This window comes from Curtobacterium sp. NPDC089991, from assembly GCF_044748425.1.
Lineage (GTDB): Bacteria > Actinomycetota > Actinomycetes > Actinomycetales > Microbacteriaceae > Curtobacterium.
Genome location: NZ_JBIVGB010000001.1, coordinates 834,806 through 857,217, shown reverse-complemented (window position 1 = coordinate 857,217; position 22,412 = coordinate 834,806). Strand labels below are relative to the sequence as shown.

Genomic DNA, 22,412 nt, shown 5'->3' with positions numbered 1-22,412 from the left:
CGAGCGCGTAGAGTGCTCCCGTGCCCGCTGTGAACCTCGGTATGCCCAAGTCGCCCGAAACCCTCGCCCCCCGACGCAAGTCGCGCCAGATCCGGGTCGGCAAGGTGCTCGTGGGCGGCGATGCTCCGGTGTCCGTCCAGTCGATGACCACGACCCCGACGACGAACATCAACGCGACGCTGCAGCAGATCGCCGAGCTCACGGCATCGGGCTGCGACATCGTCCGGGTCGCCGTGCCGACGCAGGAAGACGCCGACGCGCTGCCGATCATCGCGAAGAAGTCGCAGATCCCGGTCATCGCCGACATCCACTTCCAGCCGAAGTACGTGTTCCAGGCGATCGACGCTGGCTGCGCCGCGGTCCGCGTGAACCCGGGCAACATCCGCAAGTTCGACGACCAGGTCGGTGCGATCGCCGCCGCGGCGAAGGCCGCAGGCGTGTCGCTCCGCATCGGTGTCAACGCCGGGTCGCTCGAACCGAGCCTGCTGCAGAAGTACGGCAAGGCCACGCCCGAGGCGCTCGTCGAGTCCGCCGTGTGGGAAGCCAGCCTGTTCGAGGAGCACGACTTCCACGACTTCAAGATCTCGGTCAAGCACAACGACCCGATCGTCATGGTCAAGGCCTACCGCCAGCTCGCCGCCGCCGGCGACTGGCCGTTGCACCTCGGCGTGACCGAGGCCGGCCCCGAGTTCCAGGGCACCATCAAGAGCGCCACCGCGTTCGGCATCCTGCTGGCCGAGGGCATCGGTGACACCATCCGCGTGTCCCTGTCCGCGCCGCCCGCGCAAGAGGTCAAGGTCGGCCTGCAGATCCTGCAGTCACTCAACCTGCGCGAACGCAAGCTCGAGATCGTCTCGTGTCCGAGCTGCGGCCGGGCCCAGGTCGACGTCTACCAGCTGGCGAACGACGTCACCAAGGGCCTCGAGGGCATGTCCGTCCCCCTGCGCGTCGCCGTCATGGGCTGCGTCGTGAACGGCCCCGGCGAGGCGCGCGAGGCCGACCTCGGCGTGGCGTCGGGCAACGGCAAGGGCCAGATCTTCGTCAAGGGCAAGGTCGTCAAGACGGTGCCGGAGCACGAGATCGTGCAGACCCTCATCGCCGAGGCGAACCGCATCGCCGACGAGATGGGGCCGGAGGCCGCGCTCGGCACCCCCGAGGTCATCACCACCCCGTAGCGCGCGCTCCGGCACGGTGCGGATTCCGCCACTGTGTGCCGGGTTGACGGCTCGGTGCGGGGTCAGCGGGCGGCACGGTGCGGCTGAGGCCGCACCGATCGGCGAACCTCGCACGGTGCGCGTCCGCGCACGACGAGCGTCGCGGCGTGCCGGACGGGAGGCCCGTGGCGGCCTGGCACCTGGCGTCCCGTTCGCACCGTGCGGACTTCGCGAACCCGTGACGGGAAAGCAGTCTGGTGCGCGCTTGTGACACCGCACGGTGCGCGCCCGCCCGGACCTCGCACCGTGCGGCGAACCTCGCACGGTGCGCCCCCTCCCGTGCCGCGCCGTCGGCGCACGCCGCTAGGCTGGCCCCGTGGTCACACGGCTTTCGCATCTGTTCCTCCGTACGCTCCGCGACGACCCCTCCGACGCCGAGGTGACGAGCCACAAGCTGCTCGTCCGCGCCGGGTACGTCCGTCGCCAGTCCCCGGGGATCTTCGCCTGGCTGCCGCTCGGTCTCCGGGTGCGCGCCAAGATCGAGGGGATCATCCGCGACGAGATGGTCGCTGCCGGTGCGCAGGAAGTGCTGCTGCCGGCGCTGCTGCCGCGCGAGCCGTACGAGGCGACGAACCGCTGGACCGAGTACGGCGACGGCATGTTCCGCCTGCAGGACCGCAAGGGTTCCGACTACCTGCTCGCCCCCACGCACGAAGAGATGTTCGCGCTGCTGGTGAAGGACCTGTACTCGTCGTACAAGGACCTCCCCGTCACGCTGTTCCAGATCCAGGACAAGTACCGCGACGAGGCACGCCCGCGCGCGGGTCTGCTGCGCGGTCGCGAGTTCACCATGAAGGACGCGTACTCGTTCGACCTCACCGACGAGGGCCTCGAGCGCAGCTACCAGGTCATGCGCGACGCGTACGAGAAGATCTTCGCCCGCCTCGGCCTCGAGTACGTCATCGTCAAGGCGGACGCCGGCGCGATGGGCGGCTCCAAGTCGGAGGAGTTCCTGCACCCGATCGCCGTGGGCGAGGACACCTTCGTCCGCAGCGCCAACGGCTACGCGGCGAACGTCGAGGCCTACGTCACGCCCGTGCCCGCGTCCCTGCCGATCGAGGGGCAGCCCGACGCGGTGCTCCTGCCGTCGTCGGACACCCCGACGATCGACACGCTCGTCGCCCACGCGAACGAGGTCGCCCCGCGCGACGGCGCGCCGTGGACCGCCGCGGACACGCTGAAGAACGTCGTCCTCGCCCTCACGCACCTGGACGGCACGCGCGAGGTCGTGGTCGTCGGGCTCCCCGGTGACCGCGACGTCGACCTGAAGCGCGCCGAGGTGGCGTTCGCCCCGGCCGAGGTCGAAGCCGCAGGCGACGACGACTTCAAGAAGCACAAGGGCCTGGTCAAGGGCTACATCGGTCCGCAGGTCCTCGGCGCAGAGAGCGCCACGGGCATCCGGTACTTCGTCGACCCGCGCGTGGTCGACGGCACCGCCTGGGTCACCGGCGCCAACGAGCGCGGCGTGCACGTCTCCGGCCTGGTCGCCGGCCGTGACTTCGTGGCCGACGGCGTCGCCGAGGTCTCGGACGTCCGCGCGGGGGACCCGTCGCCCGACGGCTCGGGTCCGCTCGAGACCGCCCGCGGCATGGAGATCGGGCACGTCTTCCAGCTCGGCCGCAAGTACGCCGAGGCCCTGGGCCTCAAGGTGCAGGACGAGAACGGCAAGCTCGCGACCGTCACGATGGGCTCGTACGGCATCGGCGTGACGCGTATCCTGGCGATCCTGGCCGAGGCGCACAACGACGACAAGGGCCTGGCCTGGCCGAAGAACGTCGCACCGTTCGACGTGCACATCGTCGCCACCGGCCGTGACCAGGTCGCCTACGAGCTGGCGACGTCGATCGTCGCCGAGCTCGAGGGCGAGCGGTTCGACGTGCTCTACGACGACCGTCCGAAGGTGTCGCCCGGCGTCAAGCTCCGCGACGCCGAGCTGCTCGGCATGCCGATCGTGGTCGTCGCCGGCCGCGGCGCCGCCGACGGCGTCGTCGAGCTGTGGAACCGTGCCAGCGGCGAACGCCGCGACGTGCCGGTCGCCGAGCTGCTCGACGCGGTCCGCGCGATCTAGCGGGTCGCGTCCTGGACGCGACCACCCGACGCACGGGAGGCCCGTGGCGACGCCGCCACGGGCCTCCCGTGCATCCGTGCTCGGGTCCGCGAGTCGCAGTGCGGTACGCTTGTGGCCGACTTCTGCGACGGTTCCATCCGCAGGAGCGACTCATCTGAATACGGAGGCACCTCGGTGAAGATCGATCTCGCAGTCCTGCGACTCATGGAGCGCGAGCGGGAGATCCCGTTCGACGAACTGGTCCAGATCATCGAATCTGCCATCCTGACCGCCTACCAGAAGCACGCCGAAGAGAACGGCGAGCCGGCCCACGCGCAGTCGCGTGTCGAGCTCGACCGCAAGTCCGGCGAGGTCAGTGTCTACGTCCCCGAGCTCGACGACGAGGGCACCGTCATCGGTGAAGCCGTCGACCAGCCGAGCGACTTCGGTCGCATCGCGGCCTTCGCGGCGAAGCAGGTCATCAACCAGCGCCTGCGCGACATCGGTGACGACAAGATCCTCGGCGAGTTCCGCGGCAAGGAAGGCGACATCGTCGCCGGGGTGGTCCAGCAGGGCCCGAACCCGCGCATGGTGATGGTCGACCTCGGCACGGTCGAGGCGATCCTGCCGCCCGAGGAGCAGGTGCCGGGCGAGTCCTACGCGCACGGTTCGCGCATCCGCGTGTACGTGACGAGCGTCGCCCGCGGCAACAAGGGTCCGCAGATCACGGTGTCGCGCACCCACCCGGGCCTGGTCCGGAAGCTCTTCGCCCTCGAGGTGCCGGAGATCGCCTCGGGCGTCGTGGAGATCACGTCGCTCGCGCGCGAAGCCGGCCACCGCACGAAGATCGCGGTCAAGGCGAACGAGCCCGGCGTCAACGCGAAGGGTGCCTGCATCGGCGAGCTCGGTGCGCGCGTGCGTGCGGTCACCAACGAGCTGGGTGCCGAGAAGGTCGACATCGTGGACTGGTCCCCGGACCTGTCGGCGTTCGTCGCGAGCGCCCTGTCGCCGGCCAAGGTGACCAGCGCCTTCGTGCTCGACGCGTCGACCAAGGCCGTCCGCGCACTCGTGCCGGACTACCAGCTGTCGCTCGCGATCGGCAAGGAAGGGCAGAACGCCCGCCTGGCTGCCAAGCTCACCGGGGCCCGGATCGACATCCAGCCGGACTCCATCCTGGACGGCGACGACTAGGCGATTTCGCCGCCGGCGTGCCCAGAAGGGCGCGCCGGATCGCGGACGTCCGAGGCAAGGAGTAGAGTGGTTCCCGTCAGAACGTGCATCGGCAGTCGTCGTCGCGCTTCCCGATCCTCACTCCTCCGAGTCGTCGCCCTGAGCGATGGCCGCGTCGTGGCGGATCCGAAGGCAGTCATGCCGGGCCGGGGAGCATGGCTCACACCGACCGTCGATGCCTACGATCTGGCCGTCAAGCGCAGGGCTTTCCGCCGTGCGCTCCGGTTGGATCGCGATCCCGACACGTCCGCGGTGCTCGACCACATCGTCGGCCTCTCACGAGCGTCGACCGAGCGCCCGGACATGACAGAACAGGCTGAACGGCTTATGGACAACTGATGAGCGGCTCGAAATGAGACCCGTCATCCATTGAGTCCTGCCCTTTACGGGGTGGGACCCGTGAAGGAGAACAGTGGCTAAACCACGCGTACACGAGATCGCAAGCGAGCTCGGCGTCGACAGCAAGACCGCACTCGAGAAGCTCAAGGAGCTCGGCGAGTTCGTCCGGGGTGCCAGCTCGAGCATCGAGCCCCCCGTTGCCCGGAAGCTCCGTGCCGCCCTGCAGGCGGACGGTGTCCCGGCATCCAAGCCCGCAGCCTCGGCCCCCGCGCCGAGCACGCCGGCCAAGAGCAGCACGCCCGCGTCCGGCGCGCCGAAGCCCGGTGGCCCGCGCCCCGGCCCGGTCCGTCCGGCACCCGCACCGGAGCCCGAGGTCCAGGCAGCACCTGCTGCCGAGGACGTCCCGGCCCCGGCCGCACCGAAGTCCGTCGCCCAGCGACAGGCTGAGGCCGAGGCCGCACAGAAGGCCCGTGCCGAGAAGGCCGCCGCCGAGCAGCAGGCTGCCACGCAGCCGGCCGACTCGACCGGTGACGAGCCGAAGACCGACGCGGTGAAGCCTGGCTCGAGTGCCAAGCCCGCCGCTGCCGGCCCGAAGCCCGGTGGCCCGAAGCCCGGCGCACGTCCGGGCAACAACCCCTACGCGTCGAACCAGGGCATGGGCTCGCGCCCGCCGCGCCCCGGCAACAACCCCTTCGCTTCGAACCAGGGCATGGGCCAGCGCCCCGCCGCTGGTGCCGGTGGAGCGGGCATCCCGCGTCCGCAGCCCCCGCGTCCCGGCGTCCCGCGTCCGGGTGCACCGCGTCCGGGTGGACCCGGTCAGGCGAACCGTCCCAACGGCTTCGGGCAGCGCCCGGGCCAGGGTGGCGGTCGTGGCGGCCCCGGTGGCGCCCGTCCGGGTGCCGGCGGCGGTGCCGGTGGCGGCTTCCCGCGTCCGGCCTTCAGCGGCCCGCGTCCCGCCGGTGGCGGTGGCCGTGGTCGTGGCCCCGGTGGTGGTACCGCCGGTGCGTTCGGTCGCGGTGGCGGCAAGAGCCGTGCCCGCAAGTCGAAGCGGACGAAGCGCGCCGAGTACGAGATGCGTCAGGCCCCGTCGCTCGGCGGTGTGCAGGTCCCTCGTGGCGACGGCAACACGGTCGTCCGACTCCGTCGTGGTGCGAGCATCTCGGACTTCGCGGACAAGATCGACGCCATGCCCGGCAACCTGGTCACGGTGCTGTTCCACCTCGGTGAGATGGCGACCGCGACCGAGTCGCTGGACGAGGCGACTTTCGAGGTCCTCGGTGACGAGCTGGGCTACAAGATCCAGATCGTCTCGCCCGAGGACGAGGACAAGGAGCTCCTCGAGGGCTTCGACATCGACATCGATGCCGAGTACGCCGACGAGGACGACTCCGTCCTGCAGGTCCGTCCCCCCGTCGTGACCGTCATGGGTCACGTCGACCACGGTAAGACGCGACTGCTCGACGCGATCCGGAACTCGAAGGTCGTCGAGGGTGAAGCCGGTGGCATCACCCAGCACATCGGTGCGTACCAGATCGTCACCGAGCACGAGGGCATCGAGCGTCCGATCACGTTCATCGACACCCCGGGTCACGAGGCCTTCACGGCCATGCGTGCTCGTGGTGCGCAGGTCACCGACATCGCGATCCTCGTGGTCGCGGCGGACGACGGCATCATGCCCCAGACGATCGAGGCCCTGAACCACGCGCAGTCGGCCAACGTGCCGATCGTGGTCGCGGTGAACAAGATCGACAAGGAAGGCGCGAACCCGGCCAAGGTCCGCCAGCAGCTCACCGAGTACAACCTGGTGGCGGAGGAGTACGGCGGAGACGTCATGTTCGTCGACGTCTCGGCTCGGCAGAACATCGGCATCCAGGACCTCCTGGACGCCGTGCTGCTCACCGCTGACGCCGGGCTCGACCTGCGTGCGAACCCCGACAAGGACGCCCGCGGCGTCGCGATCGAAGCACGGCTCGACAAGGGCCGTGGTGCGGTGGCGACCGTCCTCATCCAGTCCGGAACGCTGCACGTCGGCGACGCCATCGTGGCGGGCACGGCCTACGGCCGCGTCCGTGCGATGACCGACGAGAACGGTGTCGCGGTCAAGGCCGCCACGCCGAGCCGCCCGGTCCAGGTGCAGGGTCTGTCCTCGGTGCCCCGCGCCGGTGACACGTTCCTCGTCACCGAAGAGGACCGCACGGCACGTCAGATCGCCGAGAAGCGTGAAGCCGCCGAGCGCAACGCCCAGCTGGCCAAGGCCCGCAAGCGCATCTCGCTCGAGGACTTCACCCGTGCACTCGAAGAGGGCAAGGTCGACTCGCTCAACCTCATCATCAAGGGCGACGTCTCCGGTGCCGTCGAGGCACTTGAGCAGTCGCTCCTGGACATCGAGGTCGACGACAGCGTCCAGCTCCGCATCCTCCACCGCGGTGTCGGTGCGATCACGGAGTCGGACATCGACCTCGCCACGATCGACAACGCCATCGTGGTCGGCTTCAACGTCCGTCCGGACGTCAAGGCCCGTGAGCGTGCGGCGCGCGAAGGCATCGACGTGCGCTTCTACTCGGTCATCTACAACGCACTCGACGACATCGAGCAGTCCCTCAAGGGCATGCTCAAGCCCGAGTACGAAGAGGTCCAGTCCGGTGTCGCCGAGATCCGCGAGGTCTTCAGCTCCTCGAAGTTCGGCAACATCGCGGGTGTCATCGTCCGCTCCGGCACGATCACGCGCAACGCCAAGGCGCGCGTCATCCGTGACGGTGTGGTCCTGGCCGACGGACTGGCGATCGAGTCGCTCCGTCGCTTCAAGGACGACGTCACCGAGGTCCGTACGGACTTCGAGGCCGGTATCGGTCTCGGCAAGTTCAACGATCTCCAGATCGGTGACGAGATCGAGACCACCGAGCTCGTCGAGAAGCCGCGCGACTGATCGTGTGACTACCCTGGGCCCCGGCCTCCCTTCGCGGGAGGTCGGGGCCCGACCCCTTTCCACGCAGAACCACCGGCGGGAACGTCCCGCCACTGCCTCAGGAGGCACCCATGGCCGATCCGCAGCGCGCACGCAAGATGGCGGACCGCATCAAGGAAGTCGTCGCACGCCGTCTCGACAAGGGTCTGCGCGACCCGCGTCTCGGGTTCGTGACGATCACCGACGTCCGCGTGACCGGAGACCTGCAGCACGCATCGGTCTTCTACACCGTGTACGGCACCGACGAGGAGCGCGCCGACTCCGCCGCGGCACTCAAGGCCGCGACCGGCATGCTCCGCTCCGAGGTCGGCAAGAACATCACGGCGCGGCTCACCCCGTCGCTCGAGTTCATCGCCGACGCACTGCCGGAGACCTCGGCGCACATGGAGGACCTGCTCGTGCAGGCCCAGGTGCGTGACGAGCAGGTGCGAGCTGCGTCGGTCGGTGCGACGTTCGCCGGCGACGCCGACCCGTACAAGCACGACGAGGACGAGGACGACGAGTCCGACGACGAGCAGGACGTGGCGCGGGCGTAGCCCGACGAGCGTCCGAGCGCCCCGCTGCACCGTGTGCGGCGGGGCGCTCGTGCGTCGTGCCCGGCGGAAACGTCAGGCGTCCGGCAGCCGGTACCCGGTGGCGTCGTCGCCGACCGCCAGTCCGTCGCGCAGCAGCGACGCGAGCGCTCGGTCCCGCTGATCGGCGTCCGGCCAGACCGGTTCGATCTCCGACCGGGTGACCGGCACGTCGCTCGCGCGCAGCTCGGCCATGATCAGCCCGCGCACCTGCCGGTCGCTGCCGGCGAACTTCGCCTGCTTCGGGGCGCGTGGCCCGTCGTGTTCGGGGTACCCGGCCGCACGCCAGGCGCAGCGGTCCGCGATCGGGCACGCGTCGCACGCGGGGGAGCGGGCGACGCACACGAGCGCTCCGAGTTCCATCACCGCCGCGTTCGTCGCAGCGGCGTCGTCGCGGTCGGCCGGCAGCACGGACTCCATCAGGGGCAGGTCGTCCTTGGCCTTCGCCGGCCCGGGCTCGCCCTGGCCGAGGAGCGCGCGCTTCAGGACCCGCCGCACGTTGACGTCGACGACCGGGTGCCGGTCGCCGTACGCGAACACGGCGACGGCCCGCGCCGTGTAGTCGCCGATCCCCGGCAGCGCGAGCAGCGCCTCGACGTCCCGTGGGACGACGTTGCCGTGCTCGGTGGCGATCACCGTGGCCGCCGCGTGCAGCGCGAGCGCGCGTCTCGGGTAGCCGAGCCGGTCCCAGGCACGCACCGCGTCCGCCGGGGGCGACGCCGCGAGGTCCGCAGGCGTCGGCCACCGGGTGAGCCACGCCTCCAGTCGGGGGATCACGCGCGCGACCTGCGTCTGCTGCAGCATGATCTCGCTGACCAGGGTGCCCCACGCGGGGAAGCCGGGACGACGCCACGGCAGGTCGCGCGCCTCCTGTCGGAACCAGGTGGTCAACGGGGTCGCGATGTCGGGGACGCTCGCGTTCTCCACATCCGGCTGGGAGGCACTGCTCGCGTTCACCACGACAGCCTACGGTGGACGCATGGCACGCTGGGCACCCGAAGAGACCGACACGATGGCCGCGATCGCTGCTGAGGTGATCGCGCAGGTCGGCACGAACCGGACCGTGATCGGCATCGACGGGCAGGACGGCACCGATCTCGAACACGTCGCCGCCACGCTGGTGGCCGGCTTCGAGCAGCACGGGGTGTCCGCGATGGCCGCGACGTCGCCGTCCACCGATCCCGACACGCTGCGCGACGAGGTGGTCGCCCCGTTCCGCACCACCGGCGCCGGTGACGGCGTGTTGGTCGTGCACGGGCACGGGCTGCTGGCCCCGGGGGTCCGCGGGCTCTGGCGCTGGTCGCTGTGGGTCGAGCAGGAAGCCGGCCGGCTCGAACGTCGGGCGGACGTCAAGATCGCCGCCTCCGCTGTCCTCGACGTCACCGATCCCGAGCACCCTCGTCGCGAGTGGAACGACGCCTGCTGACCGGCGCTGGTAATCTCTTCTGGTGCTCGAAACCGTGCCGGACGGCATCCTCCTCGTCGACAAACCGCAGGGGATCTCCAGCCACCGCGTCGTGTCGATCGCCCGCCGCCGCCTCGGTCTGAAGAAGGTCGGCCACGCGGGGACCCTCGACCCGATGGCGACCGGGCTGCTGCTCCTGGGGATCGGGCACTCCACCCGGTTGCTCACCCACCTGGTGGGCCTCGGCAAGACCTACACCGCCACCATCCGGCTCGGCGTGTCCACGGACTCCGACGACGCCGACGGCACCCCGTCCGCCGCGACCGGCGTCGCCGCAGCGGACGTCTCGGACGAGTCCGTCGAACGTGCCGTCGCCCTGCAGCGCGGCACGATCGACCAGGTCCCGTCCACCGTCAGCGCGATCAAGGTCGACGGGCGCCGCGCGTACGACCTGGCGCGCAAGGGTGAGACCGTCGAGCTGAAGTCCCGCACGGTCACCGTCTCGCGGTTCGACGTTACCGGCCGGAACGACCGCACCGTCACGGTCGACGGTGCCGAGGTGGCGGTCGTCGACCTCGACGTCGTCGTGACCTGCTCGTCCGGCACGTACGTCCGGGCTCTCGCACGCGACGTCGGCGCTGCCCTCGGCACCGGCGCGCACCTCACCGCGCTCCGCCGCACCCAGGTCGGTCCGTTCGACGTGGCCGACGCGATCGACCTCGAGGACGACGCCGTCGACGTCCGCGCGGCGCTCGCTCGTCCCGCTGACGTGGCACGCCGGTTGTTCTCGTCGGTGTCGCTCGACGCGGCCGCGGCGAAGGACCTGACCGACGGCAAGCGCGTCGCAGCCGACCACCCCGACTCGGACGAGCCGGTGGCCGCGGTGGCCGTCGACGACGATCGCCTCGTCGGACTGGTCTCGGTCCGGCGCGGACTGCTCCGGGTCATCACGAACTTCCCGGCGCCGGCTGCTCCGGCGTCGCAGAACGGGGCGCACGCGTGATCGAGTGGTTCATGTGGGTCCAGCTCGTCGTCGCGGTCCTGGCCGGGCTGTTCGCCGTCGTGGTCGGTTTCATCGGCTGGAAGCCGAACGACTACACCGTGGGGTCCCTCGCGCTCATCGAGGTCCTGCTCCTGGTGCAGGGCGTCATCTCCATCGTGCTGCCCGCGACGGGCAGCCCACCGGACGGCAACGCCCTCGAGTTCGGGGTCTACGCCGTGTCGGTGCTCCTGGTGCCGCCGGCGACCATCGTCTGGGCGCTCGTGGACCGCACGAAGTGGAGCACCGTCGTCCTCGGCGCCGGCGCCTTCACCGTCGCGGTCATGATCTACCGGATGTACCAGATCTGGTTCGCCCTGAACTGACGCCGAGCGTCATGGTGGTCCGCGCACGTCGGTAGAATCGGTGCAATGGCGACCAGATCCTCACTCGCGACCGGCATCGGCCGCGTCCTCATCGCCGTGTACGGCATCCTCGCCCTGGCGGCGACGGGCCGGAGCGTCGTGCAGATCATCGAGAAGTTCTCCTTCGCGCCGTTCGCGTACACGGTGAGCGCCATCGCCGCCGTCGTGTACATCGTGGCGATGATCGCCCTGATCGTGCCCGGACGCTTCTGGTACCGCGTCGCGTGCGTCACGATCGTGTTCGAGATGACCGGTGTGCTCGTCATCGGCACGCTCTCGCTGTTCGACCGGCAGCTCTTCCCCGACGACACGATCTGGTCGTACTACGGCATGGGTTACGCCTTCGCGCCGCTGGTGCTGCCGATCGCCGGACTCTGGTGGCTCCGCAAGCACCACCGCACCGCGACGGTCGAACCGGTGCCCGCATCGACCACCGCCCCCGTGGGCGAGTAGGAGCAGCCGTGCAGTTCTACGACGACATCGCCGACGTGGCCGAGGGCTTCGGTCCGAGCGCCGTCACGATCGGCAAGTTCGACGGCGTGCACGTCGGACACCGCGCGGTGATCGCGCACCTGGAGCGCGCCGCCCACGAACAGGGCCTGGTCGCCACCGTGGTGACGTTCGACCGGCACCCCCTCAACGTCATCGACCCGCAGCACGTCCCGCCGGCCCTCACGAGCACGGCGCAGCGGCGCGAGCTCCTCGACGACGCCGGGGTCGACGCCACCCTGCTGCTCCGCTTCGACGAGGAACTGCAGTCGAAGTCGCCCGAGGCGTTCGTGTCCGAGATCCTCGTCGACACCCTGCACGCCCGGCTCGTCTTCGTCGGCAGCGACTTCCGCTTCGGGGCGAAGGGTGCCGGCGACGTCGCCCTGCTCCGCACCCTGGGGGAGCAGCACGGCTTCACGGTCGAGCTCATCGACGACGTCGACCTGGTGGACGACGTCCGCCCCGACGGCGAGCGACGCGTCTCGTCGACCTGGATCCGCGAACTGCTCGGCGACGGGCGGGTGGCCGAGGCCGCCCGGCTGCTCGGCCGTGAGCACGCGGTCCGCAGCACGGTCGTGCACGGCAACCAGCGCGGGCGCGCCATGGGGTACCCGACGGCGAACCTCGACCCGGCGTTCGAGGGGTTCGCACCGGCCGACGGCGTCTACGCCGCGCGCGTGCTGCACGACGGCACGGTGTACCCGGCGGCCGTCTCGGTCGGCAACAACCCGACGTTCGAGGGCGTGCCCGCCAAGCAGATCGAGGCGCACCTGCTCGACGTCGACCTCGACCTGTACGGCGACCGCATCTCGGTGCTGTTCGTCTCGTACGTCCGCGGCATGGTGAAGTTCGACTCGATGGACGAGCTCGCCACGCAGATGCGGCAGGACGACCTCGACATCCGGTTGCTGCTGGGCCTGCCCACGCCGGTCTGAACGGCGGCGCCACACCGGACGCCAGCAGACAGTGCCCACACGGCACCACACGACGACGCCCCCGCGACCGATCGGTCACGGGGGCGTAATCGTGTGCGGTGACTAGCTGCCGAGGGCGTCGAGCCAGATCTTGCGGGCGTCCAGCGCTTCCTGGGCGTCCTTGATCTTGCGGGCGTCGCCGGAGGCCTGCGCGTCGGCGAGCTCGGACTCGAGCTTGCCGATGGCGTCCTCGAGCTGGCTGGCGAGTCCGGTCTGCCGGGCCTTGCGCTCCGGGTTGGACTCCTTCCAGTGCGCGTCCTCGAGGCCACGCACGTGGTCCTCGATCGCACGCAGGCGGTCCTCGATGCGACGGACATCCGCGCGGGGGACCTTACCGACCTCGTCCCAGCGGCGCTGGATGCCGGTCAGGGTCTTGCGCGCCGCGACCCGGTCGGTCGCCTTGAGCAGGGGCTCGGCCTCGGTCAGGAGTGCCTGCTTGGCCTCGAGATTGCCCGAGAACTCCTCGTCCTCTGCTGCGCTCTCGGCGTGGCGCTGCTCGAACAGCACGTCACCGGCGGCCTTGAACCGCGCCCAGAGGGCGTCGTCGTGGCGCTTGCCGGCGCGCCCGGCGTTCTTCCAGTCGTCGAGCAGCTGGCGGTAGTCCGGGATCGCGTCGGACCCGCGCGAGGCGAGTGCCTCGGCCTGGGTCACGAGTTCCTGCTTGCGGGTGCGGGCGTCGCGGTGCTGCGCGTCGAGCTCGGAGTAGAACGCGCGACGGTGCTGGTCGACGGTGGACCGCGCTGCGCGGAACCGCTTCCAGAGCTCGTTGGCCTCGTTCTTGGGGATGCGCGGGCCGTCGTGCTGGTGCTGCTGCCAGCGGGCGAACACGTCGTCGAGCTGCGCGGTGATCTGCTTCCACTGCGCGCGTGCCGGGTCGACCGCCGCGAGTGCCTCGGCCTCTTCGACCAGGGCCGCACGGTGCGCCAGGGCGTCGTTCAGGGCCTGCTGCGCCTGCTCCGCCTGCTCCTTGGTGAGCGAGCCGAGCTGCTCGGTGAGCGCACCCACGCGGGTCTCGAGCGACTTGATGTCACCGACCACGCGGGCTTCGGCCACCAGGGTCGTCAGGTGCTCGACCGTCCGGGCGACGTCGTTCGCCGACGCACCACGCTGGACGCGCTGCTCGGCGATCTTCACCTGCCCCTCGAGGTCGGCGTACTTCCGCGCGAAGTAGGCGAGGGCTTCTTCGGGGGTGGCGTCCGGGTACTCACCGACAGCACGTTCGGTCTCTTCGTACCGGACGTACACGGTCCCGTTCTCGTCGACCCGCCCCCAGGTCGTTGCTTCGTCAGATCCCACAGGTCTCGCCTCGATCGTGGTCGTGCATCGCCGACGTCACCGTCGGCACGGTCAGGTCGTCAGCCTATTGCACGGACGGGCTCCGCGGCCCGCCGGACGCAACGGCTTGTGGACTACTTCTCCTGGGCGATGGTCGCCGCGGTGATCGTCGTCGCCACCTTCGGCTCACCGGTGCCGTCCTGGCCGGGCGACGAGATGCCCTTCGCGGCGATCTTCGACTCGAGTTCGGACAGGCCGCTCGTGACCTTCCCGACGACCGTGTAGCCGCCCGTGGAGCCGTCGAGCGTGGTGTCGCCGTAGACGATGAAGAACTGGGTCGACTGCGAGTACGGCGACGTCGACCGCGCGATCGCGATGGTGCCCTCGTCGTAGACGCCGTCGCTCGGGACGTTCTCGAGCGGGCCGTACTCGAACCCGGCGTCGCCCGTGCCGTCGCCGTTCGCCGAACCGCACTGCAGGAACTTCAGCCCGTCGCTGTCGGCGAGCCGGTGGCAGGTGGTGCCGTTGTAGAACTGCTCCTTGATCAACGAGATCTCGACGCTCGCGGCCTGCGGGGCCTTCGCGCCGTCCAGTTCGATGCCGAGGTCGATCGACTTGTTGAGCGTCAGCGAGCCCGTCCAGGTCGCGCCCTTCGCGATCTCCTTGCTCGGCACGTCGCCCGTGTTCGCCGCCGTGGCACTCGCCGAGGGCGTCGGTGTCGGCGTGGCCGTGGCGCTCGCGCTGGCGTCCGCCGACCCGTTCCCCTGCGAGCCCGCGAAGGCGAGCTGCGACCCGGTGGCCAGGGCGGCGACCAGTACGAGGACACCGGCGCCGACCAGGTTGTCGCGCACCCGCCGGCGGCGCTGCCGGTCGTGGAGTCCCTGGCGGGCCTGGTAGAGACGGAGGCGCTCGCGCGCCTCGCGGTTGTCGCGCGCTGGGTTCTTCGGTGCCACGGTGCTGTTCTGCCCTCTCGTCGCAGTGTGGAACGAGCGTATCCGAGTCGTCACCATCAACGGCCTGGGAGGCGCGGGGCTGTCAGTGGGTCGGCCTACGATTGGTGCATGGCAGCGGACCGTTCGAGCATGCGTGCGCCCACGACGGGCGGTCGCGCCGGTCTCGCGCAGGGTTCCGTCCCGCTCGCGGTCCGGATGCGCCCGACCAGCCTCGACGAGGTCGCCGGCCAGCAGCACCTGCTCGGCCGCGGGTCGCCGCTCGTGCAGCTCGCCACCGGTACCCGCGACAACCCGGGCGGTGTGTCGGTCATCCTCTGGGGTCCTCCCGGCACCGGCAAGACCACGTTGGCGCAGGCCATCGCGCGGCAGTCCGGGCGCGAGTTCGTCGAGCTCTCCGCGGTCACCGCCGGCGTCAAGGACGTGCGCGAGGTCATGGAGAAGGCCCTCACCCACCGCGACCTCTACGGGTCCACGACGGTGCTGTTCCTCGACGAGATCCACCGGTTCAGCAAGGCCCAGCAGGACGCCCTGCTGCCCGGGGTCGAGAACGGGTGGGTGATCCTCATCGCGGCCACGACCGAGAACCCGTCGTTCTCGGTCATCTCCCCGCTGCTGTCCCGGTCCCTGCTCCTGACGCTCAAGCCGCTCACCGACGCCGACCTCGGCATGCTCGTCGACCGTGCGGTGGAGGACCCCCGCGGCCTCGGTGGCGCGGTCGTCCTCGGTGACGAGGCACGTGGGGCCATCGTCCGGTTGGCCTCGGGTGACGCCCGACGCGCCCTCACGGCGCTCGAGGCCGCTGCGGCCTCGGCCACCGCGGCCCAGGACGACGACGACGACACCGTGCCGGTGGTCGACGCGGACACCGTCGCCGCGGCCGTCGACCGTGCACTCCTGCGGTACGACCGGCAGGGCGACGAGCACTACGACGTCATCAGCGCGTTCATCAAGTCGGTGCGGGGGAGCGACGTCGACGCCGCGCTGCACTACCTCGCGCGGATGATCGAGGCGGGCGAGGACTCCCGGTTCATCGCGCGCCGGATCATCATCTCGGCGTCCGAGGACATCGGCATGGCGGACCCGCAGGCGCTGCCCATCGCCGTCGCGGCGGCCCAGGCCGTGCAGCTCATCGGTATGCCCGAGGGCCGCATCCCCTTGGCCGAGGCCGTCGTGTACCTGGCGACCGCGCCGAAGTCGAACGCCGCCTACAACGGTGTGAACGCGGCGATGGCGGACGTCAAGGCCGGCCGGATGGGAACCGTGCCGATGCACCTGCGCGACGCGCACTACGCCGGGGCGAAGCGACTCGGCCACGGCAAGGGCTACGTCTACTCGCACGATGCCGAGCACGGGGTCGCCGAGCAGCAGTACCTGCCCGATGCGCTCGAGGGCACCGAGTACTACACCCCGACGGCGAACGGCTACGAGCGCGAGGTCGGTCCGCGGCTCGAACGACTCCGGAAGATCACCCGCGGGCAGTAGGACGGCGCGTCGACTTCCTGCTAGCATTGCCGGGCCTACGTCCTGGTCCTCGAGCACGGCTGCGTTGAGGACAGAGTGCCACTCCGGTGGTACGGGGGCAGAGGTTCGGACTGTAGCCGTCCGATCCCACAGGCTCATCCCTCTGGATCCCGTCGTCGGGGCCACGGGCACTCGTGTGCCCGGCCTCCGGTGAGTATTCAGTTCGAACAGAGAAAAGGACCCTGTGTCTACCAAGTCACGTACCCGCAGCAAGACCCGCCTGTCGCGCGCACTCGGCATCCCGCTGACGCCGAAGGCGGCCCGTTACCTCGAGAAGCGCCCCTACGGCCCCGGTGAGCACGGCCGTACGCGCCGTCGTGCGGACAGCGACTACGCCGTCCGCCTCCGTGAGAAGCAGCGTCTGCGCGCCCAGTACGGCATCCGCGAGAAGCAGCTCCGCATCGTCTTCGAAGAGGCCCGCAAGACGAAGGGCCTGACCGGTGAGAACCTGGTCGAGCTCCTCGAGCAGCGCCTCGACGCCCTCGTGGTCCGTGCCGGCTTCGCCCGCACCACCGCGCAGGCCCGTCAGCTGATCGTGCACCGTCACCTGCTGGTCGACGGCAAGCTCGTGGACCGCCCCTCCTTCCGCGTCAAGGAGGGCCAGCTGATCCACGTCAAGCCGAAGTCCGAGTCGATGGAGCCCTTCCAGGTCGCCGCTGCCGGTGGCCACCAGGAAGTCCTGCCGAAGGTCCCGGGTTACCTCGAGGTCGAGATCGACAAGCTCCAGGCCCGCCTCGTGCGTCGCCCGAAGCGCGCCGAGGTCCCCGTGACCTGTGAAGTGCAGCTCGTCGTCGAGTACTACGCAGCTCGCTGATCCACTGATCACACCCGAACGGCGGGTCGTCCTCTCGAGGACGGCCCGCCGTTCGGCGTTCCGGCCCCGAAGTGCCCGGCGGCTAAGCTTGTCCGGGCATGCACCGCCAGGGTGCACAGAGGGAGAGGCACCGTGAAGCAGCTGTTCTTCGTCGCGGTCGGCGTCGTCATCGGGTTCGCCGTGGCGCACCAGGTCGCCAGGACCCCCGGAGGCGCACGGCTCTTCGCCGTCGTCGACGCGAGCACGAAGGCCTTCACAGGCGCGGTCGCCGACGGGTACCGGTCCCGCGGGGCCGAGCTCCGCACCGACGTCTGAGTCGTCGAGCTCCACCGCGGTCCGGCCGCACCGTCGTCCCGCCTCCACCTCCCACCCCCGACCTGAACCCAGGAAGCACCATGCAGACCGCAGAGATCCGCCGCCGTTGGCTCCAGTACTTCGGTGACCGCGGCCACACCGTCGTCCCGTCCGCGTCCCTCGTCTCCGACGACCCGTCGCTCCTCTTCACGGTCGCCGGCATGGTGCCGTTCATCCCGTACCTGACCGGGCTCGTCCCCGCGCCGTACCCCCGTGCCACGAGCGTGCAGAAGTGCATCCGCACGAACGACATCGAAGAGGTCGGCAAGACCCCTCGCCACGGCACGTTCTTCCAGATGAACGGCAACTTCTCGTTCGGCGACTACTTCAAGGAGCAGGCGATCCAGTTCGCCTGGGAGTTCCTGACGAACCCGGAGTCCGACGGCGGGCTCGGCTTCTCGCCCGACGACCTCTGGGTGACGGTCTACGAGGACGACGACGAGGCGATCGCGTTCTGGAAGCAGCACTCCTCCCTGCCCGAGGAGCGCATCCAGCGACTCGGCAAGGACACGAACTACTGGTCCACCGGCCAGCCCGGACCCGCAGGTCCCTGCTCCGAGATCTTCTTCGACCGCGGGCCCGAGTACGGCATCGACGGCGGCCCGGCCACCGACGACGACCGGTACGTCGAGATCTGGAACCTCGTGTTCATGCAGTACCAGATCGCGGACGTCCGCTCGAAGTACGACTTCGAGATCACCGGCGAGCTGCCGAACAAGAACATCGACACCGGCATGGGGCTCGAGCGCGTCGCCTTCATCAAGCAGGGCGTCGACAACATGTACGAGATCGACCAGGTCCGCCCGGTCCTCGACCGCGCGTCCGAGATCTCCGGCCGCCGCTACGGCGCCGTGCACGAGGACGACGTCCGCATGCGGGTCATCGCGGACCACGTGCGCTCCGCGCTCATGCTCATCGCCGATGGTGTGAGCCCATCGAACGAGGGCCGCGGGTACATCCTGCGTCGGCTGCTGCGCCGCACGGTCCGTGCGATGCGCCTGCTCGGGGTCGAGACCGCGACGTTCCCGGAGCTGTTCCCGGCGTCCCGCGACGCGATGCGCGACGCCTACCCCGAGGTCGCCTCCGACTACGACCGCATCGCGCGGATCGCCTACGCGGAAGAGGAGACGTTCCTCCGCACGCTCGCGCAGGGCACGACGATCCTCGACGTCGCCGTCGAGCGCGCGAAGCAGGACGGTGCGCCGTCCATCGGCGGGGACACCGCGTTCCTGCTGCACGACACCTTCGGGTTCCCGATCGACCTGACGATGGAGATGGCCGAAGAGGCCGGGGTCCACGTCGACCGGACCGCGTTCGAGACCCTGATGTCCGAGCAGCGTGCCCGGGCGAAGGCCGATGCGAAGAGCAAGAAGACCGCGATCGCCGACCTGAGCGTGTACAGCGCGTTCCGGGCGAAGGGCGAGACCGTCTTCCTCGGCTACGACGCGCTCGAGGCCGAGACGAACGTGCTCGGCATCATCGTCGGCGGCGTCAGCGTCGACCGGGCCGTGGCGGGCGACATCGCCGAGGTCGTCCTCGGCGAGACGTCGCTGTACGCCGAGTCGGGTGGCCAGGACGCCGACCAGGGATCGATCGTCGGCAACGGCTTCGACCTCGAGGTCCTCGACGTCCAGCGTCCCGTCGCCGGCCTCTGGAGCCACACCGTCCAGGTCCGCTCGGGCGAGGTCGGCGTGGGCGACGCGGCGAGCACCGTGGTCGACGCCGAGTACCGTCGCGGCGCCACGCAGGCGCACTCCGCGACGCACCTGGTGAACGCCGCGCTCCGCGACATCCTCGGCCCGGAGGCGCTGCAGGCGGGTTCGTACAACAAGTCCGGCTACATGCGCCTCGACTTCTCGTGGTCGCAGCCGATCTCGCTCGCGACCCGTTCCGAGATCGAGGAGGTCGTCAACACCGCGATCCGCACCGACCTCGAGGTCTCGACCCGCATCATGCCGATCGACGAGGCCAAGGCCCTCGGTGCGCAGGCGCTCTTCGGTGAGAAGTACGGCGCCGAGGTCCGCATGGTCGACATCGGTGGTCCGTGGTCGCGCGAGCTCTGCGGTGGGACGCACGTCGCCTCGAGTGCCCAGATCGGACTCGTCAACCTGGTGGGGGAGTCGAGCGTCGGGTCGACCAACCGTCGTGTCGAAGCGCTCGTCGGGCTCGAGGGTTTCCGTGACCTCGCGGTCGAGCGGACCATCGTCTCGCAGCTCTCCAGCGCGCTGAAGGCCCCCCGTGCCGACCTGCCCACGCGTGTGCAGTCGCTCATGGAGGACCTCCGCACTGCGCAGAAGCGGATCGCCGAGTTCGAGTCGGCGAACCTGCAGCAACGGGTCCCGTCGATCGCACGGACCGCGACGACCGTCGGCACGACGACCGTCGTGGCCGAGACCGTCGACGGCCTGCAGTCCGGCGACGACCTGCGCTCGCTGGCGACCGGGGTCCGTGCGCAGCTCGGTGACGGCGCTGCCGTCGTCGTGCTCGGTGCCGTGGTGAGCGGGAAGCCGATCGTGATCGTCGCGACGAACGACGCGGCGCGCTCCGCGGGCGTCCAGGCGGGTCCGCTCGCCAAGGAGGCCGCCGGTGTGCTCGGTGGTGGCGGCGGCGGCAAGCCGGACCTGGCCCAGGGCGGCGGCACCGAGCCGGCTGCGCTCCCGGCTGCGCTCCGCGCCGTGACCGCTCGGATCGCGGGCTGATCGTGGCGATCCGGTCCGGGCGGCGGCTCGGCGTGGACGTCGGCCGCGCCCGGATCGGGATCGCCGTGTGCGACCGCGACGGGTTGCTGGCGACGCCGGTCGAGACCGTGCGCCGCGACGACTCGACCGACCTGCGTCGGATCCTCGAGATCGCGGACGAGTACGACGTGCTCGAGCTCGTCGTCGGACTGCCCCTGTCGATGTCCGGCGGCGACACCGCGTCGACCGAGGACGCCCGGGCGTTCGCCGCCCGGATCGCCGAGCACCGCCCGGTCCGGCTGGTCGACGAACGGCTGTCCACGGTGACCGCGCAACGCGGACTGCACCAGGCCGGCAAGAACACGAAGAAGTCGCGGTCCGTGATCGACCAAGCGGCCGCTGTTATCATTCTGCAACACGCGCTCGACCACGAACGCAGTGCCGGTGCCCCTCCGGGCACCACGCTTCCCTGACAGGGCAACCCACCGCGACCCGGCTGCCCTTCCGTCACCCGAGGACGACGGTGCCCAGGCGGAGTTCCCGACCGAGAGACCGAGAACCGTTGGCAGACGATCTGGACTGGAACGCGATCATCGCGCCCGGCAACGAAGCCGAGCGGCGGAAGACCACTTCCGACCGCGCAGCAGGTACCGATGACCGTGACGACTCCGCGCGGGTGACCCCGCAGCCGGACCGTCCGATGTCCCGCCGCGAGGCTCGGGCGCTCGAAGCGGAACGCGCTCGTCGCGACGCCGTTCCCGGGCCCGACTCCGAGCCGGCACCCGAGGAGCTCGCCGCCGCCGACCGCGTGGACCCCGACTCGACCGCTCCCCGCGAGCAGCCGGCACCGGAGCCCGTGCGACCGCAGCAGGCGGCCCCCGAACTCCATCCCGAGGTCGCCGCGCTGCTGACCGGCGAGGTACCCTCGGCGCCCGCCGCCGGCGGAGCCGGGTCCGACGGGCCCGACGGTACCGACGACGCCGGGCGCACCGGTGGCGGTGGAGCCGCGGGAGGCGGCGGACGTGGTGGCCGTGGCGGACGCGGGGGAGCCTCCAGGCCACCGCGCGAACCGCGCCCGAAGCGCCGTCGCGGGCCGCTCATCGCCGGCATCGTGATCGTCGCCGTGGTCGTGGCCGGCGGGGTGAGCGCGTACGCGTTCGCCGCCCCGAAGATCCAGCAGATCGTCGCCGCGGTCAGCGGCTCGACCGAACCGGACGACTACACCGGCTCCGGCAAGGCCAAGGTCACCATCACGATCAAGCAGGGCGACATCGGCGAGAACGTCGCCGCGACGTTGCAGCGCAGCGGGGTCGTGAAGGACTCGAAGGTCTTCTACAAGCTGCTGCTGGCGTCGCCCGACGTGCAGTTCCAGCCGGGTTCGTACTCGTTGAAGAAGCAGATGAGCTCGAAGTCGGCCCTGGCCGCGCTGAAGGACGAGAAGAACCGCGTGCAGGCCTCGATCGTGATCCCCGAGGGCACCGCGCTGGCGGACATCGAGGCCGGCATGGTCTCGAAGGCCGGGCTCACCAAGACCGAGGTCGCCAAGGCCGCGAAGGACGTGTCCGCGTACGACCTGCCGTCCGGCGTCACCACGCTCGAGGGCTGGCTGTTCCCCGCGACGTACCCGATCAACCCGGGGTGGACCGCGGAGCAGTACTTCGGGTCGATGGTCGACACGATGAAGGAGCACCTGGCCGCCGCCGGCGTCAAGGAGGCCGACCAGGAGCACGTCATCGTGTTCGCATCGCTCGTGCAGAAGGAAGCCGGCCTCGCCGCCGACTACCCGAAGGTCGCGCGGGTGTTCCAGAACCGGCTCGACCAGGGCATGCGCCTGCAGTCCGACGCCACCGTCGCCTACGGCACGGGCAACACGCACACCGTCACGACGACCGACGCAGAGCGCGCCGACGAGTCGAACGCGTACAACACGTACGTGCACGAGGGGCTGCCGCCGGCACCGATCTCGAACCCCGGGGACATCGCCATCAAGGCCGTGACGAACGAGGCCCCGGGCAAGTGGCTGTACTTCGTGACGGTGAACCTGGAGACCGGCGAGACGGTGTTCTCGAACACCTACGACGAGCACCTCGTCGCCGTGAAGCAGTTCCAGGCGTGGCTCCGGGCGCACCCCGACTACCAGTAGGGCGGCGACGTCGCACAGCGGTGCGCTGTGGGAGG

General features: G+C 70.4%; 20 protein-coding genes. 17 read left to right on the top strand and 3 right to left on the bottom strand.

Going from position 1 to position 22,412, the window contains the following annotated elements; all coding sequences use genetic code 11:
- Positions 1-41 precede the first annotated feature (41 nt).
- The 6 genes from ispG (at position 42) to rbfA (ending at position 8,331) form a co-directional block, all read left to right on the top strand.
- Positions 42-1,175 (top strand): flavodoxin-dependent (E)-4-hydroxy-3-methylbut-2-enyl-diphosphate synthase, encoded by a 1,134-nt coding sequence (gene ispG / locus ACIPV1_RS04090; RefSeq protein ID WP_123938104.1) that lies wholly within the window; start codon positions 42-44, stop codon positions 1,173-1,175.
- Between the two features lie 355 nt (positions 1,176-1,530).
- Complete coding sequence (locus tag ACIPV1_RS04085) at positions 1,531-3,282, top strand: proline--tRNA ligase (RefSeq protein WP_123937785.1); 1,752 nt, start codon at positions 1,531-1,533, stop codon at positions 3,280-3,282.
- 174 nt (positions 3,283-3,456) lie between these two features.
- Entirely contained in the window at positions 3,457-4,452 is a 996-nt protein-coding gene (gene nusA / locus ACIPV1_RS04080; protein ID WP_111083890.1) for a transcription termination factor NusA, read from the top strand.
- Between the two features lie 66 nt (positions 4,453-4,518).
- Entirely contained in the window at positions 4,519-4,830 is a 312-nt protein-coding gene (locus ACIPV1_RS04075) for a YlxR family protein (RefSeq protein ID WP_111083891.1), read from the top strand.
- A gap of 73 nt (positions 4,831-4,903) precedes the next feature.
- On the top strand, positions 4,904-7,756 hold the full coding sequence (gene infB, locus ACIPV1_RS04070; protein ID WP_123339727.1) for a translation initiation factor IF-2: 2,853 nt from the start codon (positions 4,904-4,906) through the stop codon (positions 7,754-7,756).
- 110 nt (positions 7,757-7,866) lie between these two features.
- Positions 7,867-8,331 carry a 30S ribosome-binding factor RbfA gene (rbfA, locus tag ACIPV1_RS04065; protein ID WP_123294301.1) on the top strand — a complete coding sequence of 155 codons (465 nt, stop codon included), beginning with the start codon at positions 7,867-7,869 and terminating at the stop codon, positions 8,329-8,331.
- A 72-nt stretch (positions 8,332-8,403) separates the two neighbouring features.
- Here rbfA and ACIPV1_RS04060 read toward each other — a convergent pair whose 3' ends face one another.
- Positions 8,404-9,324 (bottom strand): A/G-specific adenine glycosylase, encoded by a 921-nt coding sequence (locus ACIPV1_RS04060; RefSeq protein WP_395874988.1) that lies wholly within the window; start codon positions 9,322-9,324, stop codon positions 8,404-8,406.
- A 22-nt stretch (positions 9,325-9,346) separates the two neighbouring features.
- Here ACIPV1_RS04060 and ACIPV1_RS04055 point away from each other — a divergent pair, with 22 nt between their 5' ends.
- From ACIPV1_RS04055 to ACIPV1_RS04035, 5 genes are read left to right on the top strand one after another with little or no spacing between them, the layout of a single operon-like run.
- On the top strand, positions 9,347-9,793 hold the full coding sequence (locus tag ACIPV1_RS04055; RefSeq protein ID WP_185094180.1) for a hypothetical protein: 447 nt from the start codon (positions 9,347-9,349) through the stop codon (positions 9,791-9,793).
- Positions 9,794-9,815: 22 nt separating this feature from the next.
- Entirely contained in the window at positions 9,816-10,775 is a 960-nt protein-coding gene (gene truB / locus ACIPV1_RS04050; RefSeq protein ID WP_123937786.1) for a tRNA pseudouridine(55) synthase TruB, read from the top strand.
- Complete coding sequence (locus tag ACIPV1_RS04045; protein ID WP_123937787.1) at positions 10,772-11,137, top strand: hypothetical protein; 366 nt, start codon at positions 10,772-10,774, stop codon at positions 11,135-11,137. The genes truB and ACIPV1_RS04045 overlap by 4 nt, the downstream gene beginning before the upstream one ends.
- Positions 11,138-11,182: 45 nt before the next feature.
- A complete protein-coding gene (locus tag ACIPV1_RS04040; RefSeq protein WP_123339724.1) occupies positions 11,183-11,629 on the top strand; it encodes a hypothetical protein in 447 nt (148 codons plus the stop codon).
- 8 nt (positions 11,630-11,637) lie between these two features.
- Positions 11,638-12,600, top strand: coding sequence for a bifunctional riboflavin kinase/FAD synthetase (locus ACIPV1_RS04035; RefSeq protein ID WP_123937788.1), 963 nt, complete (start codon positions 11,638-11,640; stop codon positions 12,598-12,600).
- A gap of 102 nt (positions 12,601-12,702) precedes the next feature.
- Here ACIPV1_RS04035 and ACIPV1_RS04030 read toward each other — a convergent pair whose 3' ends face one another.
- Positions 12,703-13,935, bottom strand: coding sequence for a DUF349 domain-containing protein (locus ACIPV1_RS04030; protein ID WP_173168634.1), 1,233 nt, complete (start codon positions 13,933-13,935; stop codon positions 12,703-12,705).
- 113 nt (positions 13,936-14,048) lie between these two features.
- Positions 14,049-14,867: a peptidylprolyl isomerase gene (locus tag ACIPV1_RS04025; RefSeq protein ID WP_123294306.1), complete on the bottom strand. Its 819-nt coding sequence runs from the start codon at positions 14,865-14,867 to the stop codon at positions 14,049-14,051.
- A gap of 129 nt (positions 14,868-14,996) precedes the next feature.
- On the opposite strand from ACIPV1_RS04025, the gene ACIPV1_RS04020 reads away from it, so the two are divergent.
- The 6 genes from ACIPV1_RS04020 (at position 14,997) to mltG (ending at position 22,377) form a co-directional block, all read left to right on the top strand.
- Positions 14,997-16,349 carry a replication-associated recombination protein A gene (locus ACIPV1_RS04020; protein ID WP_111084157.1) on the top strand — a complete coding sequence of 451 codons (1,353 nt, stop codon included), beginning with the start codon at positions 14,997-14,999 and terminating at the stop codon, positions 16,347-16,349.
- 223 nt (positions 16,350-16,572) lie between these two features.
- A complete protein-coding gene (gene rpsD / locus ACIPV1_RS04015; protein ID WP_111083900.1) occupies positions 16,573-17,202 on the top strand; it encodes a 30S ribosomal protein S4 in 630 nt (209 codons plus the stop codon).
- Between the two features lie 132 nt (positions 17,203-17,334).
- Positions 17,335-17,517: a hypothetical protein gene (locus ACIPV1_RS04010; RefSeq protein ID WP_111083901.1), complete on the top strand. Its 183-nt coding sequence runs from the start codon at positions 17,335-17,337 to the stop codon at positions 17,515-17,517.
- Positions 17,518-17,597: 80 nt separating this feature from the next.
- Entirely contained in the window at positions 17,598-20,255 is a 2,658-nt protein-coding gene (gene alaS / locus ACIPV1_RS04005; RefSeq protein WP_123937789.1) for an alanine--tRNA ligase, read from the top strand.
- A gap of 8 nt (positions 20,256-20,263) precedes the next feature.
- Positions 20,264-20,707: a Holliday junction resolvase RuvX gene (gene ruvX / locus ACIPV1_RS04000; protein WP_185094197.1), complete on the top strand. Its 444-nt coding sequence runs from the start codon at positions 20,264-20,266 to the stop codon at positions 20,705-20,707.
- A gap of 89 nt (positions 20,708-20,796) precedes the next feature.
- A complete protein-coding gene (gene mltG, locus ACIPV1_RS03995; protein WP_123937791.1) occupies positions 20,797-22,377 on the top strand; it encodes an endolytic transglycosylase MltG in 1,581 nt (526 codons plus the stop codon).
- Positions 22,378-22,412 lie beyond the last annotated feature (35 nt).